8 protein-coding genes are annotated in these 15,985 nt (G+C 57.5%); 4 read left to right on the top strand and 4 right to left on the bottom strand.

All coding sequences use genetic code 11. The features are described from left to right. Positions 1–72: 72 nt before the first annotated feature. The 4 genes from CHR62_RS11780 to CHR62_RS11765 all read left to right on the top strand — a co-directional run bounded on the left by CHR62_RS11780 (position 73) and on the right by CHR62_RS11765 (position 6,905). Entirely contained in the window at positions 73–981 is a 909-nt protein-coding gene (locus CHR62_RS11780) for a LysR family transcriptional regulator (RefSeq protein ID WP_093969013.1), read from the top strand. A gap of 41 nt (positions 982–1,022) precedes the next feature. Next, positions 1,023–1,493, top strand: a complete 471-nt coding sequence (locus tag CHR62_RS11775; RefSeq protein WP_123661051.1) for a (2Fe-2S)-binding protein — start codon at positions 1,023–1,025, stop codon at positions 1,491–1,493. Then, entirely contained in the window at positions 1,490–3,778 is a 2,289-nt protein-coding gene (locus CHR62_RS11770; protein WP_123661050.1) for a xanthine dehydrogenase family protein molybdopterin-binding subunit, read from the top strand. Before CHR62_RS11775 ends, CHR62_RS11770 begins: the two co-directional genes overlap by 4 nt. Before the next feature lie 121 nt (positions 3,779–3,899). Beyond that, the gene (locus CHR62_RS11765) at positions 3,900–6,905 is read left to right on the top strand and encodes an autotransporter domain-containing protein (RefSeq protein ID WP_123661049.1); all 3,006 of its coding nucleotides are present in this window, start codon (positions 3,900–3,902) and stop codon (positions 6,903–6,905) included. Positions 6,906–6,921: 16 nt separating this feature from the next. Here the strand turns inward: CHR62_RS11765 and CHR62_RS11760 are convergent, their stop codons facing one another. The 4 genes from CHR62_RS11760 to CHR62_RS11745 form a co-directional block, all read right to left on the bottom strand. Further along, a complete protein-coding gene (locus CHR62_RS11760) occupies positions 6,922–8,781 on the bottom strand; it encodes a diguanylate cyclase domain-containing protein (RefSeq protein ID WP_123661048.1) in 1,860 nt (619 codons plus the stop codon). 146 nt (positions 8,782–8,927) lie between these two features. Next, a complete protein-coding gene (locus tag CHR62_RS11755) occupies positions 8,928–10,139 on the bottom strand; it encodes an EAL domain-containing protein (RefSeq protein WP_123661047.1) in 1,212 nt (403 codons plus the stop codon). Beyond that, positions 10,136–13,195 carry a PAS domain-containing sensor histidine kinase gene (locus tag CHR62_RS11750; protein ID WP_123661046.1) on the bottom strand — a complete coding sequence of 1,020 codons (3,060 nt, stop codon included), beginning with the start codon at positions 13,193–13,195 and terminating at the stop codon, positions 10,136–10,138. Before CHR62_RS11750 ends, CHR62_RS11755 begins: the two co-directional genes overlap by 4 nt. A gap of 78 nt (positions 13,196–13,273) precedes the next feature. Beyond that, the gene (locus CHR62_RS11745; RefSeq protein WP_123661045.1) at positions 13,274–15,985 is read right to left on the bottom strand and encodes a cation-transporting P-type ATPase; all 2,712 of its coding nucleotides are present in this window, start codon (positions 15,983–15,985) and stop codon (positions 13,274–13,276) included.

Raw genomic sequence — 15,985 nt, 5'->3', positions numbered from 1 at the left:
GGCGCCAGTATGAATACGCCCAACCATTCTGTAAAATATATAATTATTAATTAATCGTTCGCTTTTATTAATATGAGCCGTCTGAACTACCATCATCTGTACTACTTTTGGCGCGTCGCGGTTATTGGCAACCTGACGCAGGCGGCAAAAAACCTGCATGTGTCGCAGTCGGCACTGTCGGCCCAAATTCGCCAGCTCGAAGACACGCTGGACGTCAAACTGTTCGACCGCGTCGGCCGCGCATTGGTATTAACCGAAACGGGGCGACGGGTGCTCGTCTACGCACAAGACATTTTTTCGAAAGGCCAGGAACTTGAGTCTTTGTTAAGACGCGGTGAAGAGCCCACCGTACAGACGTTGCGTATCGGCGTGCTGTCGACCATGTCGCGTAACTTCGTCGAAGCCTTTGTCTCGCCGCTCATGGGCAACCCCAACGTCCGGTTTACCCTGAACGCCACGCATTTCGACAACCTGCTGAACGGGCTGGGCAAACACCAATTTGATCTGGTGCTGTCCAACATTAGTGCCACATTAGGCACGGGGGCAGGCATCGATGGCGAACACCTTTGGCAAAGCCAGTTGCTGGCGCGCCAACCGGTATCTATCGTGGGCCCGGCGCACCTCAAGCCCGAGACCCGCTTCCCGATCGGTTACACAGACAAAAGCTGGATTCTGCCCGGTCGCAACAGCGATATACGCACGGCCTTCGAAGGCTTTTGCGCCCTCGTCCAATTTGAACCCAAGGTACAGGCAGAAACCGATGACATGGCCATGCTGCGCCTGCTGGCGCGAGATAGCGGGTCATTGGCTGTCCTGCCTGCGGTGGTGGTGCGCGACGAAATCCAGAACGGCGTACTGGTCGAATACATGACGATTCCCAACCTTTACGAACATTTCTATGCCATTACGGTAAAGCGGCAGTTCGTTCCTGCCATCGTCGGCGAACTGCTTTCCCGCCCATTGCAGCAAGTCCTGCAATAGAAAGCATTTACACTAAAAGCGTTCACTCACGAGGTAACCAAATGGCCACAATCACCATTAATGGCAACGTCAAAACCATCGACGTTGCACAAGACACCCCACTGTTATGGGTCTTACGCGACGAACTGGGCATGACCGGCACCAAGTACGGCTGCGGCATGGCTCTGTGCGGCGCCTGTACCGTGCACATCAACGGGCAGCCGGCGCGCGCCTGTGTCACGCCGATTTCAGCCGTAGCCGGCAAAGCCGTCACGACTATCGAAGGCCTGGAATCCGACCCCGTCGGGCAAGTAGTGCAACGCGCCTGGGTCGACAACAACGTCGCCCAATGCGGCTACTGCCAGGCAGGCCAGATCATGACCGCCGCCAGCTTGCTGAAAACCACACCGCAACCCACAGAAGACCAGATCGATGACGCCATGAACGGCAATATTTGCCGTTGCGGCACGTATCCCCGCATTCGCAACGCCGTCAAGCAAGCCGCGCAAACCCTCGCGGGGGAGGCCAAATGAACAACAGCACACCCCACATTTCACGCCGCCGCTTTCTGCAAGGCAGCCTTGGCGCCCTGACCCTGGCGGTCACCAGCACAGGCATTATCTCTCGCGTACATGCGGCCGAAGCCCAGAAGTACGGGGCCGACTCGATGCCTGGCGGAACCGTCGACGACCCGCTGACGTTTATTTCAATTGCGGCCAGCGGCCTGGTCACGATTGTTGCCCACCGGGCTGAAATGGGTACTGGCGTGCGCACCAGTCTGCCCATGATTGTGGCCGACGAGCTCGACGCCGACTGGAACCAGGTCACTATTGTTCAAGCAGGCGCCGAAGAGGCCCGTTACGGCAACCAGAATGTCGATGGCTCACGCAGCGTGCGTCACTTCTTGATGCCCATGCGACGCGCCGGCGCGGCAATGCGCCAGATGCTTGCTACGGCTGCGGCACAACGTTGGGGCGTACCGCTCGACCAGGTACGCGCCGACAACCACAGCATTGTTCATGTCCCATCGGGCAAAAAACTGAGTTATGGCGACTTGGCCGCCGATGCAGCAAAGCTGCCCGTCCCCAGCGGCACAGCCCTCGTACTAAAGACGCCAGCCGAGTTCCGTTATATCGGAAAAGAAGCCGTCAAACTGGTCGACCTGGAAGACATCGGCGCCGGCCGCGCGACCTACGGCATTGATTTTCATTTGCCAGGCATGGTGTATGCCGTCGTGGCCCGCCCACCTGTCGTGGGCGGCAAAGTCAGAAAATTTGATGCGAACAAAGCTCTGGCGGTAGCGGGTGTTCTTAAAGTAGTCGAGATCCCGACGTTTTCAGGGGCGCCGGCTTTCCAGCCCCTGGGTGGCGTGGCCGTGGTTGCACGCAACACCTGGGCCGCCATGCAAGGCCGCGCGGCGCTTGATATTGAATGGGATGACGGCCCCAATGCGTCTTACGATTCTGCCGCCTACCGCCACACCCTTGAAACGGCAGCGCGTGCACCGGGCCAGACGATGCGCAACGAAGGCAACGCAGCACAGGCATGGCAAGCCGCCACCGCCGAAGAACGCGTCAGTGCCGAGTATTACATCCCGCATCTGGCGCATGCTTCTATGGAGCCCCCGGCCGCCACGGTAAAAATAAGCGATAGCGGCGCCGAAGTCTGGACGTCAGTGCAAAACCCGCCAGCGGCGCAAAGCGCCGTCGCATCCAGGCTGGGCATCAAGCCGGAACAGGTCAAAGTCAATGTCCTGCTGCTGGGCGGCGGATTCGGACGCAAGTCAAAGCCCGATTTCGTCGACGAAGCAGCAATCGTGGCCAAAGCTATGCCCACGGGCACCCCGGTAAAACTGGTCTGGACACGAGAAGATGACATCAGGCACGACTACCTGCATACCGTATCGGTCGAACGCCTGGAGGCCGTCATGCGCAAAGACGGCCAGGTAGCGTCATGGCTGCACCGCAGTGCGGCACCAACCATCGGTTCGCTGTTTACTGAAGGCGCCGAGGGCGAGCAGCTATTCGAGTCTGCCATGTCAGCGATCAACATGCCTTACCGCATCCCCAATGTTCGCATCGAAACCGGGAAGGTTCCGGCACACGCACGCATTGGCTGGTTCCGGTCGGTATCGAACATCCCCCACGCTTTTGCGGCGCAAAGCTTCATCGCCGAACTGGCCCATCGCGCAGGCAAAGACCACAAAGCCTTTGCACTCGACTTGATCGGCCCGCCCAGACGCATCAACCCAACGACGCTGGCCGACACATGGAATTACTCGGAATCACCCGAGACTTACCCGTACGACACCGGGCGGCTGCGCGATGTTATCGAAGCGGCAACACGCGGTGCCGGTTGGGGACGCGAGTTACCTAAGGGGCACGGGTTAGGCCTGGCGTTTTGCTACAGTTTTGTCAGCTACACCGCCACGGTGGTAGAAGTGGCCGTCAACGACCAAGGCGAGCTTCAAGTTGTGGCCGTCGACATGGCCATCGACTGCGGCCCGCAAATTAACCCGGAACGTATACGGGCACAAATGGAAGGCGGCGCGATTATGGGGCTCAGCCTGGCATTAAGCGGCGAGATCAGCTTCAAGAACGGACGTGTCGAGCAAGGCAATTTCCACGATTACACGGTACTGCGCCACCCCAAGTCGCCCCGCGTCATTCGCACGCATCTGGTTAACGACAATATTGATGTCCCCCCGGGCGGCGTTGGTGAGCCGCCGGTACCTCCCGTGGCACCCGCCTTGTGCAACGCCATTTTTGCCGCCACAGGCAAGCGCATTCGCAGCTTGCCCATACGGGCCTTAACCTGAGTTGACAAAATCCCGAGGCAGGTTGACCCGAAAAGTAACTTACTGAATAATCAGGTATTACTTTGATGCAAATTAAGTACCGGCCTTATACAGGCCGGTACTTTTTTCACCAAGAGGAAACATGGCCCAGGCAAACCGACTCATTCGCAAGACAAAATGGCTGCTGTCATCGGCGCTGCTGTCGGGGCAGTGCCTGGCCGCACCGGCATTTGTTGCCGACCCCTCCTCCTTCATCAATACCGAGTTTCTGGCCAGCCGGGCCCTTCTTGATATCAAGGCCCAGTATGCCTATGCACGCGGCTTCACCGGCAAAGGGGTCATCCTGGCCATCGTCGACAGCGGCCTCGATATCAACCACCCCGAGTTTCTAGGGCGCATCTCTGCGCTATCGCGCAGCTTTGCGAACGCGTCGGCCCCCAACGACCTGAGCGACGTTGAAAAAGACGGGTCGATCGACGGCCACGGCACGCACGTTACTGGCCTGGCCGGGGCGGCACGAGACGGCTCAGGTATACATGGGGTTGCATTTGACGCAACACTGCTGGCACTGCGCGCAGTTGGCTTTGAAAACCAGGCCGAAAACCGGGCTATCTTGCATGCGATTGAATCGGGGGCACAGGTACTGAACGGCAGCTACGGCCCAGGTACGGTCGAAAAATTTATTACCGACGACTATGGCAACCGCATCGCGAACCCGGACTGGGCTGAACTGAAAGAACCTTTTTTGCTTGCCGATGTAGCCATACCCGAATACAACGCCCTGAAACGCGCGGCAGACGCCGACATTGTGCTGGTTTACGCCGCTGGCAACGAATATACAGACCAACCCATCGCCTCTCTATTGCCCTCAGGAGTTGGCCTTTACCCACTCATTACTCCCGCCAATACAGCATCTGGCCTATATAAATTCATTGAAAACGACCCAAACGCCAACGAGCAAGACCCTAGTACCTGGACGTATATCGACCCGACCGATTCGCGCATAAAAGACCTGGATTTCTCGGCACTAAAGGGTGCGGTCATTGCCGTTGTGTCGGTCGACCGGGAAGGCAAAATTGCCAGCTACAGTAACCGCTGCGGAGCAGCCGCCGACTGGTGCCTGGCTGCCCCCGGTGGCGATTTTTACAACACCGCAAACTACACCAGCGATGTCTCGCAATTGTGGTCGACCTACCCGTATGGCGGTTATGCCAACATGGCCGGCACGTCTATGGCCTCGCCCGTAGCGGCCGGCGCCACAACCATATTACGCTCGGCCTTTCCCTATATGACGGCCCGGCAGATCATCGAAGTAATTTTAACCACGGCAAATAGCACTGGCGTCTGGGGCAACACCGCTATCTATGGCCACGGCATGCTAGACCTGGACACCGCCACCAAAGGGCCCAAAGTCTTCGGCGAACCTGGCTTCCCCGACACCTTCGACGTCAACACACGCGGCTATGACTCTCACTGGAGCAACAATATTAGCGGCACCGGCGGCCTGATCAAAAGAGGAGCCGGAACGCTGACGCTTTGGGGCGACAACACCTACGGCACGACCCGGGTTGCAGGCGGGAAACTGGTCATTAATGGCAATAGCAGCGCTGCCGGCAAGGTAACGGTGGATGCCCCTGGTATTTTGGGCGGTACCGGCACATTAAGCGACCTCGACCTGTATGGGCGCCTAGAGCCAGGCAATTCAATTGGTACCCTGACCGTTAGCGGCAATTACCAACAGTTCGCCGGCTCGGTTCTGCGTATCGAAATCAATGATCAGGGCCAGTCTGACCGGGTTGTGGTGATGGGTAACGCGGACATTCAGGGCGGCGCTCTGCAAATCGACGGGTTGACGGCAGGCGCCCTGGGTAAAGATTACAACTTCTTCTCTGCAGGGACTATAACGGCTGGCAGTGCCTTCGACACGACCTCGCTTGGCCGCGCGTTTATCGACCTGAACACGACGCTGGCAGGCACTGCATTTACGCTGCAAGTCCGTCGTAATGCTAGCCGGTTCGCACAGGTGGCCGACACAGGTAACCAGCGTGCAACAGCCAACGCCATCGAGACACAAGGCTTGGGCGGCACCGTTCACGATGCTTTTGTACTGCTCGATACCGCCGCCAATGGCCAGGGTGTGCTCGACGAACTATCCGGCGAAATCCATGCCTCGATGCAAAGCGCACTGTTGAATAACAGCAGCATCTTTTACCGTGCCGCCGCCGATCGCCTGTGGCAACGTACCGCATGGCCCGTCCAAGCCACGAAAGCATCGGGTTCACCACGTGCGCAGGCCTCAGGCCACATCGGCGCAAACAGCGCGCCGGGCCAGCGCCAAAGCTGGATTCAAGGTATTGGGCGCTGGGGCCATTTGGGTGGCACTGCCAATGCAGCGTCGGCCCAGCAATCGCTCGGCGGCCTGATGTTTGGCGCCGATACCCACCTGGGCAATCACCACTATGCCGGCGTAGCCATAGGGCTGACCAACGAAACGTTGCGTACCACGGGCAGCGCCCGTGCACGCACCGATGGCTATCACCTGATGGGCTATTCAGGCTGGTCTTTCGGCAACTTGAATTTACGCAGTGGGGTCGGTCACACCTGGTACAGCACATCGACGAATCGCAACATTGCTTTTGGCGACCTGGGTCGGGCCCGTGCAGCATCGCGCGCGCAATCTACACAACTTTTTGTCGAAGCCGGCTATGCCCTGGGTGATGCCGCACTGCAGCTCGAACCTTATCTGGGTCTGCAGCATGTCTGGCTATCGCGCAGTGCGTTTAACGAAGACGACAGCCGAGCCGCGCTGAACGTGGCACGTTCAAGCCAGCATGTCACGCTGTCCAACCTTGGCATACGAACGCAGTGGGCCCTGCATGACACGCCAAAATTTAATGTAGCCGGCACCCTCAACATGGCCTGGCGGCGCGCGTGGGGCGACACCGAGCCTGCTTCAATACAGCGCTTCGCCACCGGGCCAGCGTTTACAGTGTCTGGTGCAAGCCTGGGCCGCAACGTCATGGTGTCAGAACTGGGGCTGACCTTTACAGGAGCCCATGGCAGTGTTCTCAGTCTGGGGTATTCGGGCCAGTTTGGCAGTGGCAACCAACAACATGGGTTTGCAGCGCGCGCCCAATGGCGGTTTTAAGCAGCGGCAAACGCCTTTAACCCGCAGTTGAGGGCGCCCAAACCTGATAACCGTTACGGCCCGCTTCTTTAGCCTGGTACAGCGCCTGGTCGGCTCGGCGCAACAAGGTACGCGCCTTGTCGCCATGATCGGGGTAAAACGCAATGCCAACGCTAGTGCCAATATCAATATCGCGTTTGCCGACAACAAACGGGGCTCCGATCGCATCGACTATTTTATGGGCCACTTGCCCGGCGTCAGCCTCTGACGCAATGCTTTCAAGCACGACGACAAATTCATCGCCCCCCAGGCGCGACACGAGGTCGGACGCCCGCACGGCGGAACGCAGTCGGTCGGCCACCTGCTTCAGCAACTGGTCGCCTACCTCGTGGCCGAAAGTATCATTAACGGGTTTGAAACGATCAAGGTCGCAGAACAAAACCGCGATTTTCCGTTGCTGGCGCGCCGAACGCATCATCGCCTGTTCAAGGTGTTCGCGCAACAATGTGCGGTTGGGCAAGCCGGTCAAACTGTCGTAAAGCGCCAGCTGTTTAAGCCGGTCTTCTTGCTCTTTTTGGTCAGTAATATCATTGAACACGCCCACGTAGTTGACCACGCTGTCGTTGTCGTCGCGGATAACGCTGATGCTGAGCAGCTCGGGAAAGACCTCTCCGTTTTTGCGAAGTGCCCAGACTTCGCCCTCCCAATGGCCATCAGCCAGCAAAAACCCGACGACGCGACGGAAAAAAGCATCGTCGTGGCGGCCCGTCGGGCGGTGCAAGAGTTCGTCCATAAGTCGGCCGGCAGCTTCGGCGCCAGCATAGCCGGTAATACGCGTAAACGCCGGGTTAACCGATATGATCGTACCCGACGCATCCAGAATGACCATCGCTTCAGCAGCCTGCTCGACCGCTTTGGCAATCAACCGCAATTGTGCCTCGGCGCGCCTACGCTCGGTGACGTCTTGCACCATGCCAACCACACGATTCAAGCGACCGTGACGATCAGTTTGCGCTTCGGCCCTTAAGACCACCATTCGGGGATTACCGTCGGGACCATTGAACACGTGTTCGGCCTCGACCTCGGTGCGCTGAAAGTCTTGCACCTCGACAAGCTGAGCGCTGAGCCGGTCGCGATCGGCGTCAGAGAGCCGCGCAAAATAGGCGTCAAGCGTCGGGAGCGCATTATGCTGCTCTGGATCAAAACCCAGCGCGCGCAACGTGCCATTATTAATATGCAATTGGCCGGTCAGGGGACGCCACTCCCAGTGACCCATGCGGGCGATGCGCTGCGCTTGCGCCAGACGTGCATTTTTCTTCTCAAGCTCAGCCTCGTATTTCATGGCCTCAAGGAAGCGCCCGATATCTCGTCCCAACAAGCGAAACAACTGGCGCATCCCCTCTTCCGGGGGGTCGCACTGCGTACTGGCCAGTTCGATAACACCATACACGCACTGACCGTGCCGAAGTACAAAAACCAGCACGTTGCAGATATTGTTTACCGCTGCGGACGCTTGCCGCGTAGCATTGGGCAACTGTTTAAGCTCGGGAATCCACACGACATCGCCAGCTTCGAGCGCCTGGGCAGGCGCATGTCCCCCTTGGGCAAAGTCAAGCCGCCGACTGGCCTCAAGATAAGCCGCCACATCGACATCGGGGTCGAACCAATAAAAATGCTGGACGTGGTCATCATCGAACAACCAGGCCTGGGTGAGGTCCCAACCTTTGGTGCGCCCCAGCGTGGTCAACACATCATGCATTGCGTCGTCGACAGACTGCGCCTCAGCCAAAATGCCCGCAACCTCGTACTGCAAATGCAAACGTTTAACCAGTGCAGAGGCGTGCGCGAGCCGCGCCTCGAGGTCTTCGGTGGAAGTCGGTGCAGAGGGTTGAACCAAGATAAGCTGCCTAGACGTTAACAACAAGCATGAGATTAACGAGCGAAATTTTACTCTGGGCAGCCCCAACAAAAAGCACCTGCCAAACAAACAAGGGGCAGGCAAATATTTGGCTTGCGCCTTACAACAAATTTATGGCGTGACGGCTAATCGAAACTGAAATGCGACCAGCGCGCGGCCTCGTCGGCCGGCATGGGGCGGGCAATATGAAAGCCCTGCGCAAAATTACAGCCAATGTCACGCAAGAACTGTAAGGTTTCGCGGTCTTCGACGCCCTCGGCGGTAGATTGAATACCCAGGCTCTGCCCCAAACCCACAATGGCCTGAACGACCTGTCTGGATTCAGAAGACTGCGAGGCGGTAATCACAAACGACTTGTCGACTTTAAGCTCAGAAAACGGCAGCCTGACCAACTGAAGCAACGAAGAAAACCCGGTTCCCAGGTCGTCGATCGACAAATGGATACCTTTCATGCGCATACGCGTGAGCAGGTCAAGTGAAGCCACTGGATCTTCCATGGCGCTGGTTTCAGTCAGCTCGAAAATAAGTTGGCCGGGCGCCAACCCGCATTTTCGGCAACGACCAATAATGTCTTCGACGAAAACGTCATCGAGGCGTGACCGGGCAGAAATATTAATCGCCAAACGCACCGACGTGCTGCCGTAGTGCTGGGCGAACCACTCAAGCGAGAGATCGAACATGCGCTGGGTCAGGGCGTCGACGAGGCCGGAGTTTTCGGCGCACCCGATGAATTTGTCGGGCGGCACCATACCCAGTTGCGGGTGCCGCCAACGCATCAGGGCTTCGAAACCGACTAACTGGCCACTGAAACACGAAATTTTCGGCTGATAAACCGGAAAGAACTGGTTGCCGTCGAGCCCGGCTTGAATATCATGCGGCTGGATCAGATAGTTGCCCACCGCTGCCATGGCCTGCCCGGGTTGCCGTGATGAGGACGTTTCGGGCAAAACGCTACTGACCGAAGGTGTGGCAAACATTCGCCGAAGCGCCGACGGCATGAAGGGCTTAGGCAAGACGCCCACAATATTCAACCCCCGTTCGGTGGCCGAACGGCCGGCAGCATCGAGCACGCGATGATCGACACCGCTGGTCACAATAATGCGGGCCGGACACGAACGTTTGGCCAGTCTCGCCAACACCTCGACACCGTCCATATCGGGCATCACCAGATCAATCGCCAGATGGTCAGGTTGCCATTCGTCGACCAGCCGAAAAAAAGTATCGGGCGACGACGTAAAGCGGGTCTCGAGACCCGCGGCCTTCGCAATGAGTTCTATAGTTTGCCCAACCGAAGGGTCGTCATCGAGAATCAGTAAACGACTGGGGGACGAGCTCATGAATGGGCCTCCGAACTATGTTGTTGCAGTGCCTGACGAACTTTGATGGCCAGTTGCGAGCGACGGTAAGGCTTGTTCAAAAGTACTACCCCTGGGTCGAGACGGCCATGATGCAAAATAGCGTTTTCAGTGTAGCCGGACGTAAACAATACCTTAATCCCCGGATTAACCGAGGCTACCTGGTCGGCCAGTTGCTTGCCGCTGATGCCACCTGGCATGACCACGTCGGTAAACAGCAAATCGATCGACTGCCCCGACCGAATGATACGCAGGGCCTCGCTGCCATTGGCGGCAGGCAAGACCTTATAGCCTAACGCCGCAAGCTGACTACCCGCGTACTCACGAACCAAAGGCTCGTCTTCGACGAGCAAAATGGTTTCGTCACCGCCCAACACGTCGACGGCGTCGTCTGCGGGGATGTTTTCGACAACAGCAGCCCCAGCCTTGGGCAGGTATACCTTGACAGTCGTGCCTTGCCCCGGTTCAGAATAAACCGATATATGTCCCCCCGACTGCTTTAGAAAACCATAGATCATGGGCAGCCCCAGTCCTGTACCTTTGCCCTTGGGCTTGGTGGTAAAGAAAGGCTCGAAGATGCGGTCGCGGTGGTGCTCGGCAATACCTACCCCAGTGTCAGACACAGCAATCATGACATACTGACCAGGCTTCAGGTCGGCATAGTTGCGCACATACTCGTCGCTAAACCATATATTACCGGTCTCGATCGTCAGCCGTCCGCCATCGGGCATGGCGTCTCGGGCGTTAAGGGCCAGGTTCAGCAAAGTGTCTTCGAGCTGCGACGGGTCGACCAGTGCCGGCCATAAACCAGCACCCGAGACAAACTCAAGGCCGATGTGTTCGCCTAAGGTGCGCGCCAGCATGGGCTTAAGCCCACCGATAATATGATTCACGTCAAGAGACTTGGGCTCGAGGGGCTGTTGCCGAGCGAAAGCCAATAAACGCTGGGTCAGCTGCGCGCCCTGCAGACCCGCCTGAACAATCAATTTAGCGGGTTCGAGCAAATCGGGCTGATCTTCAAGTTGTTCGCTTAAAAGCTCGGCATTGCCCAGCATCACCGTAAGCAAATTGTTGAAGTCGTGCGCTACGCCGCCGGTAAGTTGCCCCACAGCATCCATACGCTGCAGATGACGTAAGCGGTCTTCAAGCACCTTGCGCGAGGTGATATCGCGTTCGACCGCTACCCAATGGGTATACCAACCCGTATCGTCGGCCAGCGGCACAATATCGATTTCGATCCAGAACTCGTCGCCGGCCTTGGTGTAATTGAGTAGCTCGGCCCTGACAGGCTGCCATTGCTTGATTGCTTTTTTAATACGGTCGAGCTCGGCCCGCGATGTGCCCGGCCCTTGCAGCAAACGCGGGCTCTGGCCAATGATCTCTTCGCGGCTATAACCCGTACGCCTGATAAATGCATCGTTGACGAAGACTACTCGAGGGCCCGGCGCCTCAATGGGCTCTGCTTCGGTAATGATCACAACATCGTTCAAGCGGGAGATCGCCAGTTCGAGCAGCCTGACTTGCGCTTGGGCGGCACGACGCTCAGTCAGGTCCTGGAAGTAAACAGCAAGCCCTTCGGGCGAGGGATACGCATGCACGTCAAACCATAAATCGAGCGGCGCATAAAACTGTTCAAACACCACAGGACATTGCTCGACCATGGCGCGACGATATTCAATTTCAAAGGTTGTACCAACTGCGGCAGGGAATTCCGCCCATACGCATTTGCCTATCAGGTCTTCGCGAGAACGTTTCAGCAAACGCTCTGCCTGAGAATTCAAATACGTGAAATTCCATTGGGCATCTAGGGTAAAGAATGCATCGGTGATGCTTTCAAGCGTAGCGGTCAGACGTCCAGCCAGTTGTGAGGCTTGATCGAGCGTCTCTTTTTGGTCGTGTACATCGGTAATTGACCCATACCACTTGCTACGCGATTCAGCCGACTCGTTGACCCGCAAGGCACGCACCAAATGCCAACGATAAACGCCGTCATTGCGCCGTAGACGCATCTCGATTTCATATTTTTCGCCGGTATTTACTGCGTGGGACCAGGCTTCGAGCACTTTGGCCTTGTCGGCCGAATGTATACAGTTCATCCACTGTTCAACATTCAAAGTACGCCCAGGGATGCCGGCATACTCGAAAAATAAGGGCGTGACATAGTCGATCTCGCCATCGACAGTCGCTGTCCAAACCGTAATAGGCATGGATTCGGCCAACTGCTGGAACCGCTGCAAGCTAACAAGCACGGCCTGATCGGCCAACTTTCGGGCGGTGACATCTTGCATGGCGCCTTCAATCCGTACAACCCTACCCGTTTCATCGACTATGGGTTTACCCACCGCGCGCACCCACACCCGCCGCCCGTCAAGCGTGTTGATCTGGGCGTCGATCTCGACGGGTTTGCCGTCGACCCGCGCTCGATGAAACACAGCCTGAACGTAAGCCCGATCTTCTTCGACATAAAAGCCGAAACTGGCATCGATGGAGCTGGGAGTGTACCCGGGCTCGGCCCCGTGAATACGCGCAACGTCTTCAGACCATGTGACCCGACCGGAAATTAGATCGATAGCCCACCCGCCCAGACCGCCCACCGCAGAAGCGGCCTTGAGTAGCTGTTGCTGCTCGGTGAGCTCGCGGCTAACCGCGCGCAAACGGTTATTGACGGCCTCTAGCTGCGCATAAGCATTTACCCGGTAAATAACCAGCCACCCGGTAACCCCTACAGCAATGACTGAAATAATGCGATTGAGCCAAACATGCAAAATTGGAAAGGTCAGCGGCGCGGGCGGAGATGCAACAAAACCTATACCAATGGCGACTACCGCGACGACGGCAACACACAATGTAAATTGAGGCCGACGTACAAGAATGGTGTAGAGCACCACTGGCGCATACAAAGCGCCAATGGCCAGGCCCAACGGGGTGATCAGATCTAGCAAAAATACGGCCATCAAGGCCAGGCACACCACAAAAATGTGTATTTTTTCGGGGCTGACACCTGGGCTTGCCAAAGGCAATGAGTTGTTCTCGGGCATGAGTTCGTTCTTGTAACAAAACGTCAGGTTCGGACGCAGCGCGACACAGCCCCGAGTGTACCCTTGCTAACCCTGCGGTTATCGCGCCCTGGAAAAAATAATTCTTGAAATCATCTTTTCGGCTTCGGCGACAAAAAAGACACTCAGACCGATACCCACAACTTTCAGCCAGTCGGTGAAAGACAAACCCGCCGAGACAAAAATAGTCTGCATGAGCGGCACATACGTGAACGCCAACTGCAAGCCAATACAAACCAAAATAGCCACAAGACAATGCCGACTTCCGAGGATACCCTCGCGATTCAGCACCGAATCGTAAATATGGCGGCTGTTCAATAAGTAGAACATTTCGCTGAACACCACAGCATTCACCGCCAAGGTCCGGGCAACCGCCAGGTCGGTGCCTTGCGCAATTTCCCAAACGAACAAACCCAAGGCACCGCCGCCCATAAGTACCGATACAAACACAACCCGCCAAGCGAAAAAGCCAGACAAAATGCGCTCGGTTGGCGGACGTGGATCGCGCTGCATGATGCCCGACTCGGGTTTCTCGAAGGCAAGCGCCAAGCCCAGCGTGCTAACGGTCGCCATGTTGATCCAGAGCACTTGCGCAGGCGTCAGCGGCAAGGCCAAACCTAAAAGCAATGCCGCAATCACGATCAAAGCCTCACCACCGTTGGTGGGCAACATGAACAAAATGAATTTTTTGACGTTGTCGTACACCGCACGGCCTTCGCGCACCGCCGCCGCAATGGTAGCGAAGTTGTCGTCGGCCAGCACCATATCAGACGCATCTTTGGCGGCCTCTGTGCCCTTAAGCCCCATGGCCACACCGACATCGGCCCGTTTAAGCGCGGGCGCGTCGTTAACGCCATCGCCGGTCATGGCGACCACATGACCTTGCTGCTGCAACGCATGAACCAGACGCAATTTATGCTCAGGGCTTGCCCGGGCGAACACGTCGATATCGGCAACCACCCGCGCCAATGCGGCATCGTCGAGCAGCGCAATTTCTGCCCCTGTCAGCGCCGGCTTACCCGGGCCGATATTCAGCTGCGCGCCAATCGCCTTGGCCGTGTCAGCGTGGTCACCAGTAATCATCTTGACGCGAATACCCGCCCCATGACAGTCGGCCACGGCACGAATCGCCTCGTCTCGGGGCAAATCGATAATGCCGACCAAAGCCAGCATTACATAGCCTTCGACGACGTCCTCGGGGGCAAGGCAAGCGCCTGCAGGCTCGGTCTGCTTTTGCGCCAATGCAAGCAAACGCAAGCCCCTGGCAGCCGTATCGTTGGCCATGCGACGCCAGTAATCGACCTGAATACGACGCGGCCCATCCAGCGTCAGCTCGAAGCTGCACATATCAATAATGCGTTCGGGCGCCCCTTTGACAAACACCCACGACAGGCCCTGCGCGTCGCGATGCTGTGTCGCCATGTACCGGTTTTCGGACTCGAAAGGAATAGAATCGACCCGTGGCCAATCGGCATGCCGCTCGGTCTCGGTCCGACCCGCCTTGCGCCCGAGAACCAGTAACGCGCCCTCGGTCGGGTCACCTTCAACCTGCCAACGGTCACCCTCGAAGAACAAGCCGCCGTCGTTGCACAGCGTACCGACCCGCAAGGCCGCCGCGAGCACGGGATGCAGTTCGGGATCGACCCCTTGCCCATCGATACTGAATTTGCCGTCGGGCTCATAACCGACGCCACTGACGTCAACGGCCTCGTCGGAACACACCACCCGCTGAACCGTCATTTCGTTGCGCGTCAGCGTGCCTGTTTTATCACTGCAAATCACAGTAACCGACCCCAGAGTTTCGACCGCTGGCAAACGACGAACAATTGCCTTTTGACGCGCCATACGCTGAACACCAAGCGCTAATGTAACCGTCATGATGGCGGGCAACCCTTCGGGAATGGCCGATGCGACCAGCGCAACCACCATCATGAACATGTCGATAACAGGCTCGCCGCGCACCCACACGCCGTAAGCAAACGTCAGGGCGGCAATGATCATAATGACCAGCGCCAGCACATAAGAAAAATGATTGATCTGGCGCATCATTGGCGTACTGACCTGCCGTATCGACGCCAGCATCTGATTGATTTTGCCCAGCTCGGTATGCGCCCCCGTCGCCACAACAACACCCGTGGCCTGCCCGTTGACCGCCAGCGTTCCCGCAAAGGCCATCCCGGTGCGGTCGCCCAGGGCTTCGTCCGGGCCAACCGGGTGTATGTCTTTCTCGACAGGTAACGATTCGCCCGTCAGTGCGGCCTCTTCGATGCGCAGCGTTTTGACGGACATGAGCCTGACGTCGGCGGGCACCTTGTCACCCGGATTCAGCACAATGATGTCGCCGGGTACCAGCAGGCCTGCGTCTATTTCGTAACGCCGCCCCGCGCGCACCACGGTGGCGTGCGGCGACAACATGTTTCGGATGGCGTCGAGTGCGGATTCGGCTTTACCTTCCTGGATGAAGCCAATAACCACGTTGATAAGCACCGCAGCCAACAACACGCCGGTGTCAATGAAGTGGTCGAACAAAGCGGTAACCACGGCTGCCGCCAACATGATGTAAAGCAATATGTTGTGGAACTGCGCCAAAAACCGTTTGATGGGCCCGCGCTTGCGCGGGGGCGCCAGCCGGTTGGGCCCGTACTGGGCAAGTCTTTTGGCCGCCTCGTCTTCAGAGAGGCCTTCGGGGCTGGTTTGAACCCGCTCGCGAGCTTCGTCGGCACTTAAGGTATGCCACAGCGGGGTTTGACTTTCGGGGGGTAAAACAGGCAT

This window comes from Pusillimonas sp. NJUB218 (assembly GCF_003788685.1).
In the GTDB taxonomy this organism is placed as follows: domain Bacteria; phylum Pseudomonadota; class Gammaproteobacteria; order Burkholderiales; family Burkholderiaceae_B; genus Neopusillimonas.
Note: the sequence above shows the minus strand (reverse complement) of the source record. Positions and strands in the feature narration are given on the sequence as shown.